We start from the raw sequence: 18,214 nt of genomic DNA on the forward strand, positions 1-18,214 counted from the left end.
CTTTTTGCAGTCATTTCATCCTTGTAAAAATCGCAGCTTCATCAGGTCTTAATATGACTGAGTTAATAATCTTACTTCACTTTCAATAACGATTGAGTGGTGGCAGGCAGCAGAATTTCTATTGTCGTTCCCTCATTAATCTCACTTTGAATGTTCAGCCTGCCGTTATGGCTTTCAATAATTTTGAAGCAGGTCATGAGTCCAAGACCCGTACCCTTTTCCTTTGTGGTGTAGAAGGGTTCTCCAAGAGTGGAAAGCCGTTCCTTTGGAATTCCGACTCCTTGATCCACAATGAGGATTGAAATCTGATCTTCTTCTTTTTCCTTTACTTTCACATCGATGATGCCGCCTTTTGGCATGGCTTCAATTGAATTTTTAAGGAGGTTCAGAAAAACCTGCTTGATTTGATTTTTTTCGCAGCTCACCACTGGCAAATCACTCTCGAACTCAACGAAAATCTGGACATTGTTTAAAATGGATTGTGTATTAATTAAGGTGACAACGTCCTTGATCAACATCTTCACATCTTGTTCGACAAACGTTGCTGCGCTTGGTTTGGCTAGAACTAAAAATTCGCCTACAATTTCATTAATTCTTTCAAGCTCTGAAAAGACGATGTCGAAGTATTCTTCTTTTCGATTATTGGCCTGAAGCAGGTGGATAAACCCTTTGATTGAAGTAAGAGGATTACGAATCTCATGGGCAATACCTGCTGCGAGCTGACCGAGCATTGCCAATTTTTCAGATTTTTGAATAAGCTGTTCAGATTGCAGTTTTCTGCTAGTGACATCTTTTCCGATTGAGAGAATAGCCGGTTTTTTACCAAATACAATGGACAAGGAAGAAACCTCAAAGAAAAACTTCGATCCGTCCAGACGTTTTAATCTGTGCTCGATACTGTTTAACGGCCGATTCTTGTTTTTTGCCTGTTTTACTCGTTCCTGTATACGTTCTTCATATTCCGAATCAATAAAATCCAGAATTGATTTGCCGATTATTTGTTCCTCACTGGCAGCCCCCATCATGAAAACCGTTGCTTTATTGACATAAATTATGGTAGAGTCCCTGTGGATCAGAATGGATTCCGGCAATGAATCCAACAATTGTTTATAGCTCTCTTCACTCGAACGCGCCTGTTTTTCATAGTAACGGGCTTTATCATATTGCCATCCAACAATCCAGGCGATAAGGGTAAAGATAAGAAAATCCATCGTAAAAAAGTCATCACCATTTACAATTTTCTGATACGCCGTAAATACGAGAGAAATCAATATTAGAATTATTTGACCCCTTTTTTTCATTTCATCCCTCTTAAATTCATCTATTTTCTAATATCATAGCATAGTAGCGAAGAGCTTTTAATTACATGGAAAATAAAAATTTGAGCTTGAGTTCGCGTGATCTGCCCTAAGATGATCAATTCAAAAATGATCCGGAAGGCAATATCCTCCGGACCAAGCAATTTCTATTTAATTTCAACACTCTTCATTCGCACCTTTAGCTCCCTGATTTATCAGCCACTCGATCAATGCATGATCTGCGTGATTTCGCTGTGCTGCCTCCAGCGGGGTCAGGTTGTCGTAGCCAATCCAGTTAAGCTCCGCACCCCGAGCATAAAGATACTCTGCTGCTTTTTGCTGTCCGCCGTGACATGCTAACCAAAATGCTTCAGTAATTTGCTCAGGAGTTGGGGAATTACTGCCATGAAATCGCTGCTCAATTCGATTCATAAGCCCAAGAGCAGCTTCATTCCAAAGCTTCGTTTGTGCTCCGCGTTCAACTAAACGGTGTGCTGCATTCCACTGTGCGAAAGCAACCGCATCGTCAAGCGGAGTCCCGCCTCCAATCACCGCTCCATCCGCATCGATCTCAGCGCCGCCATCTAAAAGAGCATCCATTACTTCAACGTCATTACTGCTCGCAGCCCAGTGAAGTGGCGTTTCGCTATGCGGACCTGTGAATCTCGCATTCACGTCAGCGCCTGCCTCGATCAGAACTTTCACCGTCTTCGCACCATTTGGAAAGTGCCCCGGCCAGTCGGTCACAGTATGAAGGAGGGTACGCGACATGCCTAACTCTTTGGTGTGCTCAACATAATCTCTTCTAACGATTCTTGCATGGACAAGATGCGGCTGCTCAGCAATCAGCCGCTCGAATGTTTCCACCTGACCTGTTTGAATTGCCTTAATCATTTCTGCTGTCCGGTTTTCGTCTTCATATAGTATAGTCATGGTTTGCTCCTTTCTGAGCTGGTAACCGATCGAAATGATATCAATTAAGATCTACATAGTTACTAGATTCGTTTAGTCCATCATTGTCATTCACTTTTATAAATCTTTCGCTATTTAAACTCCTATACCTTTAAATTAATGTTAATTTATTTTTACTCCTGAGAAGAGGAGGCTGAAACATAACTAAATAAAAGTTCAAAAAATGAGGCAGTAACTATCCCCTCTGAAGCGCAGTAAACAGATCAAAGAGCTTGAGACACCTTTGTCCCAAGCTCCCTTTTACTTATTTGTTATTGCGTTAAACAGACAAAGGAATAAACATATTAAATACCCCGATAAATTTCATTTCCCTTTCCTGGAATTTAGTTTCAAACGTGTTAAAGATCATATAGTCCTCTACTACTGTGTTGCTTTCAATAATTTGCTCCCCAAAAAGGGATATTCCCATGGCTGCCATAGGGGATTGTTCATCAAGTCGAGTGCTTATGTTTTCAATCAACCAGGCATTATATTTTTCTTCAGAAGGCTTGGTTATAAACATAATAACAAGTAATGCAATTATCAGAACTCCTGAGATAGCGATCCACTTTTTCATGTCTTTATCTCCCTCTACTGTTCTAGATTTTTCTCCATTTCCCAACAAGACTGTACAAGACCGGAACAAATACCAGCGTTAAGATCGTACTTGTGGTCAAACCGCCTATAACCGTTATGGCCAGGCTCTTTGAAATAACACCTGATGAACTTTGGGAAAGGGCTAATGGCACTAACGCCAGGATGGTGGCAAGTGCGGTCATAAGGATGGGCCGAAAGCGTGAATTGCATGCTTCAATAAGTGCCTGGTGCAATAGCATGCCTTGTCTTCTATTGCTTTCCACCCGGTCCAGCATGACAACGGCATTCGTGACAACAATTCCAATCAGCATGAGCATGCCGATCATGACACTCATCGATAAGCTTTCTCCCGTCAGCATAATCGCACCAATAGATCCAATCGGTACAAAGATGATGGACGTCAGGATAACAACGGGTGTGATGATTCCGCCATAGGTTAAGACAAGTGTTAAGAACACAAGTCCTACAGCTGCAGCCATGGCCTGGCCTATGTCACTAAATCCTTCAGCCATCATTTCCTGGCCTCCTCCCGCTTCCCACTCTACTCCTGCCGGCAATGAAAGAGAGGCAATATCCTGTTCGACACGCTGGGTCACTTCTCCGACTTCTTCAGAAATGCTTTCAGCCGAAATGGTGTAGGCGGATTCAGCGTCCTTATGGGCAATCACGGCTGGGATTTGCTGTTCTTCAATCGTTGCAAGATCCGCTAACTTTTCCGGTCCTGCCGGTGTTAAAATCTCTGTATTCTCCAAATCTGATCTAGTTGAAAGCAATGAATCGTAGGAAACAAGCATTTCTTTTTCTTCTTCTTCAAGAATCATCGTTCCAATAGCATGTTCATTCATTTGCTCTTCCACCTGTTGATAAACGGCAGCTTGAGTGACTCCCTGTTCCTTAGCATCTTCTGTCAGTTCGAGCTGAAGCTTGGTTTGTTTTTGTTCAGCCCCGCTTGCTACATTGGTGACATCCCCGTTTTGCAGCAATGCTTCTTCAATCTGGCTTGCTGCCTCAATTAATTGATCCTGATTTTGTCCATATAATGTAATATCGATTGTTTTACCGGAAGGGGGGCCGATCTGCTGTACTTCCTGAATTCGGATTGAGCTCTCTTCATACTGCTCATCCACAAGTCCTCCTACCGTTTTTTCAAGAGGAGCTTTATGGGAAGGAACCGTCTCACCTTCTTTTAACTGAACATAAAACAATGCGGTATATTCATTTGAGCCGTTTTGTCCCGGCACGCTTGTGTTATTTGCTGACCCAACCTCTGTTTGGACGTAGTCCGCTTTTTCATAGCGGCTTAATTCCACTTCAATTTCTTTTGCCAATTCGTCTGTTTCTTCCAATGGAGTAGAGGCAGGCAGTTCCACTTCAATCTGCAAAGCACTCGCAGGTCCGCTTGGAAGAAATGATTTGCCGACTGATGGAATCATGGCGATCGTGCCGGCCAGAAGAACCATCGCAATCGTGATAACGATCCATTTTTTTGATAGGGATTTTTTTAATACATAATCGTATCCACGCTGCAGCCGCCCCGGTTTTTCCTCATGCACTCCTGTTTTGAGGAAAATCAGGCTTAAGACAGGAATCAGCATGAATGCAACAAGGAGCGATAAAACAATGGATGTCACCACAGCAATTGAAAACGGTCTGAAGAATTCTCCAACCACTCCCCCTACAAATGCAAGGGGTAAAAATACAACAACGGTCGCCACTGTTGAAGAAGTTACGGCTCCAACCACTTCTTTTGATGCTTGATAAATCAGCTCACGTTTGGTGTATTCCACTTTCTTTTGCAGCCATTTAAAAATATTTTCAATAACAACGATACTGTCATCCACAATTCGTCCAATAGCTACAGCAATGCCTCCAAGTGTCATAATGTTCAGGGTATACCCCAGATAGTCCAATACAGCAATGGTTCCTAAAATGGACAATGGCAATGATAGAATGGCAATAATTGTTGCACGGAAATTTCTTAGGAATAGCAAAATAATAATGACGGTAAATAATGCACCAAAGCCCCCTTCTTTTATAAGAGAATCAATGGATTTCTCTACCTCTTCTCCCTGATCAATAATCGTGAATTGCTCGTATTCACTCTGTGCGTTAAAATGTTCAACCTCCTTTTTTACGAGATCAACCACTTCTGCCGTATTTCCTTCCTGCGTTTTTACTACCTCGAGTACAACAGCTGACTCTCCGTTATACCGTGTAATAGCGTTGATCTGCTCCACTTCTTTAATCTCTGCAATCTCTTTTAAAGTAATGGATGTTTGTGGCTGCTCAATTGCGGGGGATGCATTTGGCGTGTCCGGTCCTTGTGTAACAGGTATTTCTACTTCCTTTAGTTCTTCTATGCTTTCTATTTGGCTTTCAAGCGATACTGGAATGCCATTTCCTTCACTTTGAAGTGAGCCTAAAGGCAATACGTAATTCGCCTGTTCAAGATGATCTGCGACTTCTGCAGCTGTTACGCCTGCTTCCTTGCTTTTTTCTTTATCTACTTCAATCATTAATTGTGTAGTTGATGTGCCGGAAACGGATGCACTGCTTACTCCGGTAATATTCTGTATTTGCGGAAGTAATTCATCGGTTACATCCTCCTGCAGCGTGGTGAGGCTCTCTCCTGAAAAAGCAAGCTTGTAGATGGGCTTTGAGCTGGCAGAAACTCTTCTGTATTCTAACTCAGCTTCTTCAGGCAAACTGATTTTATCAATCGCTGATTGGATGCTGCGATTAATTTCCTCCATGTCTTCTCCAAATTCATAGCTCACCTGAATGAGGGCAGTGTTGTCTCTAGTCGTACTGGTTAATGTGTCATAAGGCTTAACATTTTTTATCGCTTCTTCTACCGGTGTCGTGACTTCATCTTCCACCTCTTCAGAAGAGTGATTCGGATAAACTGCCTGTATCATTAAAGTAGGAGCCTCTACGTCTGGATAGGTTTCCACCTGTATTTGTGAGGATGAAACAAGACCTGCCGCAATGACCAGCAGGGATAACACAAGAATAGCTATTTTATTCTTTAAGCTGAGCTCCAGCAATTTTCTCATCTTCGTATCTCCTCTCTTTCATGCTAGTAGCATAAAAAAGAATTGTGACCTGAAGATGACCATAAGATTAAATGAAGAGCAAACAAAAACAGAGCCTTCGACAAATGTGTCTAAGGCTCCTTGACCGGTTCACTGTGCGTTAGGCGGAGGCTTTTTAAACCTTCTTTTAGTTCTGTCCTGATCGTTTTGGCAGTTTAATCATAAAGGCAGTTCCTTCATTCTCACGACTTACAATCTGAATGTCCCCTCCATGAAGGTCGATGATTTTTTTCACAATAGCCAAACCAAGTCCGCTTCCCTGCTTCGATCTTACTCTTGCACGATCAACTGTAAAAAAACGGTCAAAAACATGAGGCAGGTCTTCCTCAGGTATCCCCGCTCCTGTATCTGAAAAAATGACAGATATGCTCTCTTCTTCTTCTTCAATAGCTGCTTTGATTTCTCCGCCGGTCTCGACGAATTTTAAACTATTTATAAGAAGATTGTGCCATACCTGCTCTAATTGATCTTTGTCTGCCAGCCATTCTATAGGCTTCAAATCCTCTAAATGAATGTGAATTCCTTTTTCCAGCCATTGAGGCTGATGGGTTAAAAAGACATGCCGAATCTGCTGGTCTAAACGGTACACTTCCTTATTCAAAGGATTTTCTTTGCTTTCAAGCACAGACAGCTTTAATACGTTTTCACTTAATTTGGCCAGCCTCTCACTTTCCGTTTGAATGATCGTTAAGTAATGATCCTGACGCTCTTTTGAAAATTCATTTTCCTTTAATGCCACCGCAAAACCTCTGATTGAAGTTAAGGGGGACTGAAAATCGTGCGATACATTCGAGATAAATTCCCGCCGCATGGTTTCCAGGTTATTTAATTCATGGTTCATCGTATGAAAGCTTTTAGCCAGTTCGCCGATCTCATCATTTCTTTTAACCGGAACATGTCCGGTGAAATCCCCTTTCGCAATTTTTGACGTATAGAGAGTCAGCTTTTTGATGGGGGTAACTAAATAAAGGGCTACAAAAAGATAGATTATGCTCCCAATCAGTAAAACACTTAATAGCACCGTCATAAGCGCTTCTTCTATAAGATTTAACCTGCCATTTATTCCCGGCTTAAGAAAAAGGGCATAGTTCTCTCCATTTGCTTCAAAGGGGAGTCCAACAGAGGCATTTTTTAATAATCTTTTATCTTCATTTGTAACCCTGTGAATCTCTCCACTAAGAACGTTTTCAATATCATCCGGGTCTGCATAATTCTCCTGTCTTGCTCTTCCATAATAAGAAGCTTCTCCGTCTTCTGTAAACAACGCAATATTATAGCGGATGGAAGATACGCTTTCTAAATATCCTTCAAGACTCTCAGGTTCCAATTCATTGTATAACTTGATAATCGTCTGGCCCGAAAGCATCATTTCATCTTCCAGTTCGTTCATCACGCGTGTTTCATACATGTTATAGGTGATAATAAACGAAACTGTCACACTGCTGATGACGACAGCTAAAAAGGTTATGACCATTCTTGAATACAATGAATTAAGCACGAGGTTCAGCCTCCAGCCGGTACCCCAGCCCGCGAATCGTCGTAATCTTCACGAGTGAATGCTTCTCCTCCAGCTTTTTTCTAATCTTTTTTATATGCGAATCAATCGTTCTTTCATTTCCATCAAAATCAATGCCCCAAATTTCTTCAATAAGCTGATCTCTCGAAAACACCTGTCCGGGGTTGGTGGCAAGCTTATACAGGAGCTGAAATTCCTTTAGCGGCAAATCAATCGGACTGTCATCCACCATGACCTCCAGGCTTGTGCCGTCTATTCGAATATTTCCGACAGCTGCCTTTTTTTCAGCGTGAATTTTACTCCGTCGCAGCAAGGCCTTTGTTCGCATTACAAACTCTTTAGCATCAAATGGTTTTACAATGTAATCATCCGTCCCCTGTTCAAATCCTTTAAGTTTGTCTTCACTTTCCCCTTTTGCCGTCAGCATAATAATCGGGATCGTATACTCCTCACGAATTTCCCTGCAAAGCTCCCAGCCATCTTTGCGCGGCATCATAATATCGATGACAGCCAGGTGGATGCGCTGGCGTTTGATAATATCCAAAGCTTCTTCACCGTCCCCTGCCTGCAACACATTAAATCCTTCCATCGTCAGATAAAGATTAATTAACTCTCTTATATGGCTATCATCATCTACAACTAGAATAGATATTAGTGACATAAAATTCCCACTCCTATTTGTCATCCTGCTATTTGTAGTTACAACTCATTTAATTAATAACTACTCTATTTCTATTACTATACGCACAAACAACAGTCAGTACCCTGCTTTTATTTTAAAATATTTCTTTTACGGCTTCGTCCAGCCCAAGAAAGCCTGCCCTGACCGGCTTCATTGTTACTAAATTGGTTAAACCAATAATCTTTTAATTTCCTTTTTCTCTATCATTTGTTCAGTAGAAAGCAGGAGAAATTCCCATTGATTCGATGAAACAAGCAGAACACGTACACATCTGCGCTTCTCATGGTTTTTGCAGCATAGGTATTTGTGCTCACTTCCCAGCCTTTTTGTTTGTGCCCATGACTGAACATAAGAGGCAGATTTCACTTCAATTTTTATGATGAAGGCGTTATTATATCGTAAGCGTCCCACTCTCTTCTTACCCTGTTGGTTGCATCAACAGCTTTTGCTAAGACAAACTCTGCCAGTGTTCTTCGAAGCGCATTATTTAACAGATCTGATTAATTCTAAGTTCAAATTATTGAAACGTGTAATAAAGGCTTCTTATTTAACTAATTGAGCAGTAAAATTGAATAAGGTAGGTAGTTAAAATTGTACTAGTAAAATCGTTTTTCAGAAATGGAAGGTGTAAAATGAATAGTGCAGAAGAAATCACAATTTTTCCACTTCAGAACGAATTAATCAAAGACATCAATAATACAAATGATTCTTTTAAAGTGTTTGGTAAGATTGTACCCATTTTTCAATCGGGAAAATGGTCTTTTGAAGAGAAACTATTCAATGAAACTCAAGAAATTCGTTTCCCGGATGATCAACTTGATTGGAGCCAATATATCAATCAGGAGGATAAAGCTCTATTTTTAGCCTATAAAGATACTAAATCCATTGGGCAAATTAGAATAACGAAAGATTGGAATCACTTCTGCTATATTGAAAATATTGCTGTGAAAAAGGAATTTAGGGGATATGGAATTGGGAAGCTGCTCTTATCTAAAGCGGAAGAGTGGGCTAAACAAAGAGATCTTATCGGAATGTCTCTGGAAACGCAGGATGATAATCTTGGAGCGTGCAGGTTTTATGTGATACAAGGATTTTTACTAGGTGGAGTTGACACCTTGAAACAGTCCTATAATCCAAATATAGAAACCACTTTGTATTGGTATAAGTTATTCAAATAACCGGCACGTTATTTAATGAAGCCCCTAAAGCCAGATGGCCTTAAGGGGCAGAATGGGTAAAGTTTATTAACACAGGCAGGATCATAACCATCGTTAATGGTCTGCTTTTAAGCCCAATCTTTTATCCAAGTCATCCTTTTGCCTAAGATGATGACGAAAATGCATTTCGATAAGAGCAAACCATTCCCGGGCATTCAGCCACCCAAAACCTCCGTGTTCAGCTTTGTATTTTTGATTAATATCCCCTAGATTCTTTTCCCATTCCTTTACCCTAGTCATTAATTGTTCAAGTTCAAGGATCAAGACTTCTCTGCTTTTTGAATTGTCAGGCGGGGCATTCATTTCATCCGGTAACGTAATTTTAATTGGAGGAAATCCACCAGTTGAAAATATAGATTCGCCAAACTCCGTCTTCCCCTCCTCTTGTTCTCTGCCAGCGGATGCGCAATCCTCAACGTGGTCAAGATAATCCTGAGCTGAAACAATTAGATGGTCATACATTTGGCCGATGGACCAAACTCCTTGCTCAGGTATATACCTTAATTGTTTCCTCGAATAATTTTGCAAGAAACCTTTATATGCATCAATCAACTTCAGATTATCCATCTGTATCTCGTCCTTCCCGACTAAAACAAATGTTTTTATCAAGATTAAGTTTATTCATATCACCTTAAAAATACAACAAAAATTCTGATAATTAACAGACTACTAGAGTGATCGTTTTGAAATCTAAAAATGCATGCTTCTAACCATAAAAAAGTGAGTCACGTTCTTGCGAGGGTACAAACTCTTGTAAATACCTTTAGGTGAGTATTGTTTTCAAACGGAGGCTTTTTATTTTAAACTAAGAACCTCCTAAAAGAGAATAAAAAAAATTGATTTAAGTAAGGTTCTAAATTAATAAAACCCCCATCAAGCCTTATAGCTAATGGGGGTCTTCGTTAGCAGTGTACTCACAGTGATGATCACTGGTAATTTCTATATTTTTTTTACCTAGGTCGTGTCTTCTCTGCGTGTATGGCCGCTTTCTCGGTTTCAGATGTTGTGCGGTTGCCTTCTCCTTCTTTCTTTGTTTTTTCGTCTCCGCCAAAAACATGGTCCACATCGTTCATAAGCGCTTCGTACCCCTGCTTGGCGACAAGCTCTTTGTCATTTTTGCTTGAAGAACCGATTTGCGTGTTGCTCATTCCAGCATTGTCATGAAAGTTCGTATCGGTGGCTCCAGGCAGCAGCGCCGTTACGGTAACGCCTGTGTCACGAAGCTCCTCGCGAAGAGACTCGGCAAAGGCAAAGCCAAATGATTTAGATGGACCATATACCGTTTCGTACGGTGTTGGAGTTGTTGCTGAAATGGAAGACACAATCAGGATTTTGCCACGGCCGTTTGGCACCATATGCTTTACGACTCTTTTAGCTGTATGTACGGTACCTGTGATATTGATAGAAATAAGCCTCATTTCTTCTTCAAGGCTGGTTTCTAGAAAGGAGCCTCCCCCGATACCAATTCCAACATTCAGCACAGCGGCCTCCACTGGGCGCTTTAAGTCACTGACAAACTTCCAAAATCCTTCAACCCCTTCGTAGGTCGCAGCGTCTGCTTTATGGGGATACGCTTCTATCCCAAGCTTCTGAAGTTCTTCAGCCGCTTCAAAAATACCATCGCTTGAACCCGTAATGGCAAGGTCATAGCCATCTTTTGCAAATAGCTTTGCTATCTCAAAACCTAATCCTGACGATGCGCCTGTAATCATTGCAAGTGAACGTTGTTCTGACATATCCCATTCTCCTTTAATAATGACTTTTATATGTCCTCTATATCACCCTGTAAATCTTTTAAACATCCCCTTAGGTATTAATTGCCCACCGCAGCAAAGAAATCTTTCAACCGGTACATTTGTATTTGCCCATCAAAAACAATAGAAAAAACTCTTGATCTCAACTATTTACAGCCATTCCCCTAAACGATAAATTATTCAACTAAAAAAAGAACCCCATTTAACACTGTTACATGGTGGGGTTCTTTAACACCAGCATACCTTCCTTTATGAACGGCACTGATAAATAGGAAGATTTATTCGTTTTCTACATTACAACCTGGAAGTACATGGAAAACATTGTACGTTAAAGTGGCTTTGTTTCCTGCACGTGAAGCAGCGGCTAAGATAGCGATTGACTGGACACCGCCATCGCAAAAATCTGGACACGGATTCTCATCTTCTAACGAGGTATAGCAGATTACCCGGTCTGCGCACGTGGTTCCAGTACATGAAAATGGCAAAACATTGATCAGCCCGCAGCCACTCTCTCCATCATTAAAAAAGGTGCTGAACTCAAGGTTAAAGTAATAGTTGATATAGCCGATCGCCTTCACTTCATTCACCGTCACTCCCTCTACCATTCCACATGGGGTACACGCAGATACTTGCACTGGAGTGATACAGCAGCTTAAGAAAAATGGATCGTTTAGAACATTTACTATAAACGGAGGTTCACCCGTTAAAACTGAACTAACAGGAATCTCAATTGTACACTGATCGACCAAGATTTCCAGACAACTGGCCTGCTGAACTTGTTGAAAACTAGTCAAAAGATCAGTAAGCTGTTGAGCAGAATTCGCATCGCTGGTTTCGTCCAACTTATCTTCAATTCTTTTAATTGTCTCTTCAATTATAAGTTTATTAGCCTGCTCAGTTTCAGTATTTCGAACAACATTGTTATTTTTACGCATTATTACACCTCCTTTCTTTATTTCTATTAGGATATTCATAGATTTAAGAAATGATTGGACAAATTAATCGTATTAATTAATCAGGCATTTTAGTCTGTAAATCAGGAGAATGTGAGGTTATACTGTTTAAACTTCCAGCGAATGTGTAGATACCCAAAGCCACTGCTTGCAGTTACATCTGATTGGCAAAACAATAACAATATAAAGAGACATTTCGGTGCCCTTGGGGATTCTACGTGTTTACGATTATCAATCAGAGGTCTTAGGAGGAGGAAATATTCTATGCTAAATCAGGATTTGAAAACGTCAGATGTAAAGCTTTTGCTCACTTCTGCAGGTGTCAATAACTCTTCCATCCATCATGCGCTTGTGGACATGCTCGACAAGCCGATCGAAGACTGCACCGCTTTGTGCATTCCGACTGCCATGTACGGTCACCCATGGGTCGGTCCCGGCGTCAAAGCCTGGGAGTTTATCACCGGAAATGCTGAAAATCCTATGGTCGACCTTGGCTGGAAATCGGTTGGCATTCTCGAGCTGACTGCGCTCCCAAGCATCGGAAATGACCGGTGGGTTCCTCTTGTAAAGGAAACGGATGTCCTGTTGGTATCTGGTGGAGACGCCCTTTTCCTGAATCACTGGATGCGGGAATCCGGTCTGACAGATCTTTTGCCGTCGCTGAATGCCGTGTATGTGGGGATGAGCGCCGGGAGCATGGTGATGGCCCCGAAAATTGGTGAAGAATTTATTGGCTGGCGTCCGCCTGCTGGAGGAGATGCTGCACTCGGTCTGGTGGATTTTGCGATATTTCCTCATTTAGGTCACGAAATGCTGCCGGACAATACATTGGAAAATGCAGAAAAGTGGGCCAAGGGCATATCAGTACCGGGTTACGCAATAGATGACCAAACAGCCATCAAAGTGATCAATGGCAGCGTTGAAGTCATTTCTGAGGGACAATGGACACGATTCAACTCTTGAATATCATCTACAATGAATGAGGTTGGGACAAAACTCAAGATAGCTTTATAAACGAGGCAGTATTTATACCGAGTAAGAGGCGAACGGAGCGGAAGGTGGCGACTCCAGCAGGAGATGACGGCAGGCTAAGACTTTACAGGGCAACGCCATGGAAAGGCTTAGCGCCGTCCCTGCGGAAAGCGTCCACCTGAAGCGCAGTGAGCCGGTCAATGAGCCTGTGACCATTTTTGTATCCCCGCTCTTTTTACTATTGCGCTCTCGGGTCTTCATAACAGCCTATTTTTGGCTCAACTATCTTCCTCTCACTTGACCTGAATTTCCCTCCCCGCTCCCCTTTTTGCTATACTTTACCTGAAAGCGCAGGTGATCGAGTTGTTTAAAATCCTATTAATTGAAGACGATGAAACCTTATTTAAAGAGATTAAAGACCGGCTGACGGACTGGCAATATGAGGTGTATGGCGTAAATGATTTTCAGAAGGTCATGGAAAGCTTTGCCCAGACCCAGCCTGATTTAGTGATTATTGATATTCAGCTTCCTAAATTTGATGGCTTTCACTGGTGCCGCATGATCCGTGAGCATTCAAATGTTCCCATTATCTTTTTATCCTCACGCGACCACCCAACTGATATGGTGATGTCAATGAATCTGGGGGCAGATGATTTTATACAAAAACCGTTTCATTTTGAAGTACTGATCGCAAAGGTTCAGGCAATTTTGCGCCGGGTGCATAACTACAGCTCAACCACATCAGACCTGAGAATGTGGATGGGGGCTGCGATCGACATGGAAAGCAATCGTGTGAAAAACGATCAGGGCATGATTGAACTGACGAAAAATGAAATCTTCATCCTCAAGCTTCTCGTTGAACGGAAAAATAAGGTCGTGACCCGTGAGTATCTAATGGATTTGCTTTGGGATGATCAGCGCTTTATCAGCGATAATACGTTAACCGTCAATGTGAACAGACTGCGAAAAAAACTGGCGGAGATTGGACTTGGCCACGCCATTGAAACGAAGGTCGGACAAGGGTACACGGCGATTGAGAAGGTGGAAAAATGATCAGGAAATTTCTGATGGAGAGAATAAGCTGGATTGGACTCATTTTGCTCCTGCAGCTGGTGGGTTTGACCATCGCCTACCTCGACCCTTCCCTGTCTTTCAGTTCAATGATGTATTACGTCTTTTTGTCACTCGTCATTTCTTCCGTGTTTGTCGTCATCCGTTATTTTAAAGAAACGCTCTTTTATAAAGAACTCGAACTTCGGGAAGCGACAACAGATCTCACCAGCTTCCCTGAGCCAAACAGCCCGTTTGAAGCATCTGTTTATGAGCAGGTTACCACCGCCATTGAAAGACTGGAAAAGGATGCTTCCCATAATCAGCTGCTTCTTGAAGAGGAAAAGGACGAGCTACTTTCCTGGATTCATGAAATAAAAACGCCCTTAACTGCGATGAAATTAATCATTGACCGGACCCAAAATCACCAGTTAAAATCAGAGCTCATGTATGAATGGCTGAGAATCTATTATTTGCTTGATCAACAGCTGCATCAAAAACGTATCCCTTTCATTGAAAATGACTTGTTTATTGAAAAAGTCGAACTTGAGCCACTAATTTATAGTGAAATTCATACACTGCGTTCCTGGTGCTTAAAAAAGAAAATCGGCTTTGAAGTGGTATTGGACTCACCTCATGTGCTTACAGATGCGAAGTGGCTCTCTTTTATTCTAAGGCAGCTTTTAACCAATGCCGTAAAGTACAGCCATGAAGACTCTGATATTGCCCTTCATTCTTCTCAGCATATGGGTCAGACCACTCTGACGCTGTCTGATCAGGGCCGCGGCATTGCCGCCCGTGATCTTCCGAGAATCTTTGAAAAAGGCTTCACCTCTACCGGCAATCCCGATCAGCACGCGACCGGCATGGGGCTGTATCTGGCAAAAAAGGCTTCCGTTCCCCTTCAGCTTCACCTCTCTGTTCAGTCAACTGTGGGCACGGGAACCATCGTGACGATTACCTTCCCAAAAGAAAATCAATTTCTCAAAATACAGGGCGTGTGACAAAAATGTCACACGCTTTGCTTTATTGTTAGGACAATCAAAGGACTTCACAAAAAGGAATCGATACAATGAATGTATCTTAATTACTTGGAGGAAATCGCCATGACTATACTTGAAGCGAAAAAAATCTATAAAAGCTATGGAAATAAATTCACGAAGCAGGAAGTGTTAAAAGGAATTGATGTCCGCATTCAAAAAGGGGAATTTGTGACGATCATGGGTGCATCTGGCTCAGGCAAAACCACCCTTTTAAATGTACTGTCAACGATTGACCGCTTAAGCCACGGCTCCTTAATCATTGAACAGGAGGACCTGACTAAAAGTAAGGAAAAGAAGCTTGCCGAGTTTAGAAAGCACCATTTAGGCTTTATCTTTCAGGATTATAATCTGCTCGATACGCTGACTGTAAAAGAAAATATCCTGCTGCCCCTATCGATCACCTCCACGTCTAAAAAAGAAGCACAGAACAAATTTCAAACAGTGGCACAGGATCTCGGCATAGAAGACATCGCGAATAAATATCCGAACGAAATATCAGGCGGCCAAAAACAGCGGACCTCAGCAGCAAGAGCCTTCATCCATGAACCAAGCATTATTTTTGCAGATGAACCGACCGGGGCGCTTGATTCAAAAGCAGCATCTGACTTACTTGCCAAGTTGACTCATTTAAACAACAAACTCCTTGCCACAATTGTGATGGTCAGCCACGACCCCGTCGCTGCAAGCTACAGCAGCCGAGTGATTTTCATAAAAGACGGACAGATTTACACACAGCTTAACAAAGGCGAAGAAAGCCGCAATACCTTCTTAAAAGATATTATGAAAACACAGGGCGTACTGGGTGGTGTGCACGATGAGCATTAATCAGCTGATTTTCCGCAGCTTCAAAAAGAATCTAAAAAGCTATTACTTATATGTATTTGCGCTGATCTTCAGTGCCGCTCTCTACTTTGCCTTCGTCACGCTGCAATATGATCCTTCCATGGATGAAGCGTCCGGATCCGTAAAAGGAGCAGCAGGCATCAGAACTGCATCCGTTCTTCTGATTGCGATTGTTACCGTGTTTTTACTGTATGCAAATAATTTATTTATCAAACGCAGAAGCAAAGAAATTGGGTTATTTCAGCTAATCGGCATGACAAAAAACCGGATCTTTGCCATTCTGAGCGCTGAAAACCTGCTGCTTTATTACAGCTCACTCATCATCGGGACATTTATCGGCTTTGCTATATCAAAATTAGTCGCCATGACCTTATTTAAACTAACGGGCGTAGAGGATACAGCAAACCTCTATTTTTCAAGTCAGGCTTTTATCCAGACGCTGCTTGTTTTTAGTGCCGTCTATCTTTTAATCATGGCGATGAACTATTTATTTATCAAACGCCAAAGCATTCTGTCACTATTTCATGTGAAAAGTAAAACCGAAAGCCGGGTCAAAAAGATTTCTATCGTAGAAATTCTGATGGGACTTCTTGGGATCCTCCTTATTGCGGCTGGTTACTATGTATCTTCACGGCTTTTTGATGGGGAATTTGTCTCGATGACTCAATTGTTTGCTGTCATGGTCTTTATCCTGGGAAGCGTGATTCTTGGAACGTATTTCTTCTATAAAGGATCTGTCAGCTTTATGGCCAATCTGATTCGGAAAAAGAAAGGCGGCTACTTAAACATTAACCAGGTCATGTCGCTTTCCTCTATTATGTTCCGGATGAAATCAAATGCCATGCTCTTGACCATTATTACCACAGTGTCCGCACTGGCGATTGGGCTGCTGTCGTTAAGCTATATCTCCTACTACTCAGCGGGAAAAACGGCTGAAAGCTCTGCACCTGATGATTTTAGCTTTGTCACAGAAGAAGATGCTGCGGTGTTAGGTGAGATATTAGATGAAAACAGCATTGCCTACAGTGAAAAACAAATCGATGTCATTCGGGCCGATGTCGGGATTGAAGAAATTCTCGGCGCAGACATAGATAATTTTAACTTTGAAGATGGCAAAATGATCATGGCCATTGTCAGTGAAAATCAAGTGGAGGATATTGAGGTAAACGAAGATGAAATCATATTCTCCGGATCAAATGACGCCCTGCAGGCCCTTTTAAGTCTGAAGGATGAAGGAACACTTACTTTACACGGAGCCACAACTGAGGTGAGCAAAGAGTATGCTGGATTAAATGATGACAGCGTGCTGCCATTTTATTTCGCTGGCGGAGTGCCTGCAGCCATCGTAGACGACGCTGCTTTTGCCGCGCTCTCTGAAGACATCGATGAAGAAATCCAGCGTGAGTCCTCACTTTATACAGGCTTCACGCTTAAGGATCGCGATACGGTGGAAGCTGCGAATGAATTGTTTGCCGGCATTCCATTCAGCGATGAGATTGAAAGCAGCTCTCAATACGAAGCAGAGCTCCAGCAAAAAATGAATATGGGCTTTATCATGTTCGTCGTCGGCTTCCTCGGCCTCACCTTCCTGATCACATCAGGCTGCATTCTTTATTTTAAGCAGGTAGAAGAAGGAGACGAAGAACAGCCAAGCTACAGAATCCTGCGAAAACTAGGGTTCACTCAAAAAGACCTTCTGCAGGGAATCCTCCAAAAGCAGCTGTTCAACTTTGGCATTCCGCTTGTCATCGGCCTCCTTCACAGCTATTTCGCCGTCCAATCCGGCTGGTTCTTCTTCGGAACCGAGCTGTGGACACCGATGATTATTGTGATGGTGCTGTATGCGGCGCTGTACTCGATCTTTGGGATTTTGTCAGTGCTTCATTATAAGAAAGTGATTCGGATGTCGCTTCAGTAAATAGAATTGAATAGGAAAATCCCTTGTCCTGGATGCTGTGAATAGACTGTTCAGCATTGATTAATAGGACAGGGGTTTTTTTACCACTTCTCCGTCAATACGGCTGGTCCTAATGATTATTACTATTTGCCATTTGGCAGCCTCCTGAAATTATTACACTTACAAACATGCATAACATGCTCTTTTTGTTAATTAACATGTTTGCCTCCTTCTATTATTCTTCCATTTTAATACTTGCTACTAATACAGTTAAATCAAAGGATAGATCTGATCGAAAATGTCTATTGAATTTTTTTCAAAGACATATATTTGTCAGGATCAGCAC

Annotated in this window: 15 protein-coding genes; 6 read left to right on the top strand and 9 right to left on the bottom strand. The window is 42.0% G+C overall.

The annotated features are described in order from the left end of the window. Window positions 1–71: 71 nt before the first annotated feature. The 6 genes from ACQCT8_RS15090 to ACQCT8_RS15115 all read right to left on the bottom strand — a co-directional run bounded on the left by ACQCT8_RS15090 (window position 72) and on the right by ACQCT8_RS15115 (window position 8,118). Window positions 72–1,301 carry an ATP-binding protein gene (locus ACQCT8_RS15090; RefSeq protein WP_426872389.1) on the bottom strand — a complete coding sequence of 410 codons (1,230 nt, stop codon included), beginning with the start codon at window positions 1,299–1,301 and terminating at the stop codon, window positions 72–74. 174 nt (window positions 1,302–1,475) lie between these two features. Next, window positions 1,476–2,231 (bottom strand): ankyrin repeat domain-containing protein, encoded by a 756-nt coding sequence (locus ACQCT8_RS15095; protein ID WP_426872391.1) that lies wholly within the window; start codon window positions 2,229–2,231, stop codon window positions 1,476–1,478. Window positions 2,232–2,529: 298 nt separating this feature from the next. After that, window positions 2,530–2,826, bottom strand: a complete 297-nt coding sequence (locus ACQCT8_RS15100; RefSeq protein WP_426872393.1) for a hypothetical protein — start codon at window positions 2,824–2,826, stop codon at window positions 2,530–2,532. A 22-nt stretch (window positions 2,827–2,848) separates the two neighbouring features. Then, entirely contained in the window at window positions 2,849–5,902 is a 3,054-nt protein-coding gene (locus ACQCT8_RS15105) for an efflux RND transporter permease subunit (protein ID WP_426872394.1), read from the bottom strand. Between the two features lie 166 nt (window positions 5,903–6,068). Then, window positions 6,069–7,439: a sensor histidine kinase gene (locus ACQCT8_RS15110; protein ID WP_426872396.1), complete on the bottom strand. Its 1,371-nt coding sequence runs from the start codon at window positions 7,437–7,439 to the stop codon at window positions 6,069–6,071. Continuing rightward, the gene (locus ACQCT8_RS15115) at window positions 7,432–8,118 is read right to left on the bottom strand and encodes a response regulator transcription factor (protein WP_426872398.1); all 687 of its coding nucleotides are present in this window, start codon (window positions 8,116–8,118) and stop codon (window positions 7,432–7,434) included. Before ACQCT8_RS15115 ends, ACQCT8_RS15110 begins: the two co-directional genes overlap by 8 nt. 653 nt (window positions 8,119–8,771) lie before the next feature. Between ACQCT8_RS15115 and ACQCT8_RS15120 the strand changes: the two genes are divergently transcribed. After that, on the top strand, window positions 8,772–9,317 hold the full coding sequence (locus tag ACQCT8_RS15120; RefSeq protein WP_426872400.1) for a GNAT family N-acetyltransferase: 546 nt from the start codon (window positions 8,772–8,774) through the stop codon (window positions 9,315–9,317). Window positions 9,318–9,410: 93 nt separating this feature from the next. Here ACQCT8_RS15120 and ACQCT8_RS15125 read toward each other — a convergent pair whose 3' ends face one another. From ACQCT8_RS15125 to ACQCT8_RS15135, 3 genes are all read right to left on the bottom strand, one after another. Beyond that, window positions 9,411–9,923, bottom strand: coding sequence for a DinB family protein (locus ACQCT8_RS15125; protein WP_426872403.1), 513 nt, complete (start codon window positions 9,921–9,923; stop codon window positions 9,411–9,413). A 383-nt stretch (window positions 9,924–10,306) separates the two neighbouring features. Further along, entirely contained in the window at window positions 10,307–11,092 is a 786-nt protein-coding gene (locus tag ACQCT8_RS15130) for an SDR family NAD(P)-dependent oxidoreductase (protein ID WP_426872405.1), read from the bottom strand. 296 nt (window positions 11,093–11,388) lie between these two features. Beyond that, on the bottom strand, window positions 11,389–12,045 hold the full coding sequence (locus tag ACQCT8_RS15135; RefSeq protein ID WP_426872407.1) for a hypothetical protein: 657 nt from the start codon (window positions 12,043–12,045) through the stop codon (window positions 11,389–11,391). A 282-nt stretch (window positions 12,046–12,327) separates the two neighbouring features. Between ACQCT8_RS15135 and ACQCT8_RS15140 the strand changes: the two genes are divergently transcribed. The 5 genes from ACQCT8_RS15140 (at window position 12,328) to ACQCT8_RS15160 (ending at window position 17,889) form a co-directional block, all read left to right on the top strand. Beyond that, a complete protein-coding gene (locus tag ACQCT8_RS15140) occupies window positions 12,328–13,026 on the top strand; it encodes a Type 1 glutamine amidotransferase-like domain-containing protein (protein ID WP_426872409.1) in 699 nt (232 codons plus the stop codon). Window positions 13,027–13,398: 372 nt separating this feature from the next. Continuing rightward, complete coding sequence (locus tag ACQCT8_RS15145; RefSeq protein ID WP_426872411.1) at window positions 13,399–14,088, top strand: response regulator transcription factor; 690 nt, start codon at window positions 13,399–13,401, stop codon at window positions 14,086–14,088. Further along, entirely contained in the window at window positions 14,085–15,089 is a 1,005-nt protein-coding gene (locus ACQCT8_RS15150; protein ID WP_426872413.1) for an ATP-binding protein, read from the top strand. Before ACQCT8_RS15145 ends, ACQCT8_RS15150 begins: the two co-directional genes overlap by 4 nt. A 102-nt stretch (window positions 15,090–15,191) precedes the next feature. Beyond that, a complete protein-coding gene (locus tag ACQCT8_RS15155) occupies window positions 15,192–15,953 on the top strand; it encodes an ABC transporter ATP-binding protein (RefSeq protein ID WP_426872415.1) in 762 nt (253 codons plus the stop codon). Then, entirely contained in the window at window positions 15,943–17,889 is a 1,947-nt protein-coding gene (locus ACQCT8_RS15160) for an ABC transporter permease (protein ID WP_426872417.1), read from the top strand. The genes ACQCT8_RS15155 and ACQCT8_RS15160 overlap by 11 nt, the downstream gene beginning before the upstream one ends. Window positions 17,890–18,214: the final 325 nt, after the last annotated feature.

The sequence above is a fragment of the Jeotgalibacillus proteolyticus genome, assembly GCF_050107735.1.
GTDB classification, from domain to species: domain Bacteria; phylum Bacillota; class Bacilli; order Bacillales; family Jeotgalibacillaceae; genus Jeotgalibacillus; species Jeotgalibacillus proteolyticus_A.

Bases quoted from the DNA above. Each gene is read 5' to 3' on its own strand.
- ACQCT8_RS15090 (WP_426872389.1), bottom strand. From the start codon at position 1,301: ATGAAAAAAAGGGGTCAAATAATTCTAATATTGATTTCTCTCGTATTT.
- ACQCT8_RS15095 (WP_426872391.1), bottom strand. From the start codon at position 2,231: ATGACTATACTATATGAAGACGAAAACCGGACAGCAGAAATGATTAAG.
- ACQCT8_RS15100 (WP_426872393.1), bottom strand. From the start codon at position 2,826: ATGAAAAAGTGGATCGCTATCTCAGGAGTTCTGATAATTGCATTACTT.
- ACQCT8_RS15105 (WP_426872394.1), bottom strand. From the start codon at position 5,902: ATGAGAAAATTGCTGGAGCTCAGCTTAAAGAATAAAATAGCTATTCTT.
- ACQCT8_RS15115 (WP_426872398.1), bottom strand. From the start codon at position 8,118: ATGTCACTAATATCTATTCTAGTTGTAGATGATGATAGCCATATAAGA.
- ACQCT8_RS15120 (WP_426872400.1), top strand. From the start codon at position 8,772: ATGAATAGTGCAGAAGAAATCACAATTTTTCCACTTCAGAACGAATTA.
- ACQCT8_RS15125 (WP_426872403.1), bottom strand. From the start codon at position 9,923: ATGGATAATCTGAAGTTGATTGATGCATATAAAGGTTTCTTGCAAAAT.
- ACQCT8_RS15130 (WP_426872405.1), bottom strand. From the start codon at position 11,092: ATGTCAGAACAACGTTCACTTGCAATGATTACAGGCGCATCGTCAGGA.
- ACQCT8_RS15135 (WP_426872407.1), bottom strand. From the start codon at position 12,045: ATGCGTAAAAATAACAATGTTGTTCGAAATACTGAAACTGAGCAGGCT.
- ACQCT8_RS15140 (WP_426872409.1), top strand. From the start codon at position 12,328: ATGCTAAATCAGGATTTGAAAACGTCAGATGTAAAGCTTTTGCTCACT.
- ACQCT8_RS15150 (WP_426872413.1), top strand. From the start codon at position 14,085: ATGATCAGGAAATTTCTGATGGAGAGAATAAGCTGGATTGGACTCATT.
- ACQCT8_RS15155 (WP_426872415.1), top strand. From the start codon at position 15,192: ATGACTATACTTGAAGCGAAAAAAATCTATAAAAGCTATGGAAATAAA.
- ACQCT8_RS15160 (WP_426872417.1), top strand. From the start codon at position 15,943: ATGAGCATTAATCAGCTGATTTTCCGCAGCTTCAAAAAGAATCTAAAA.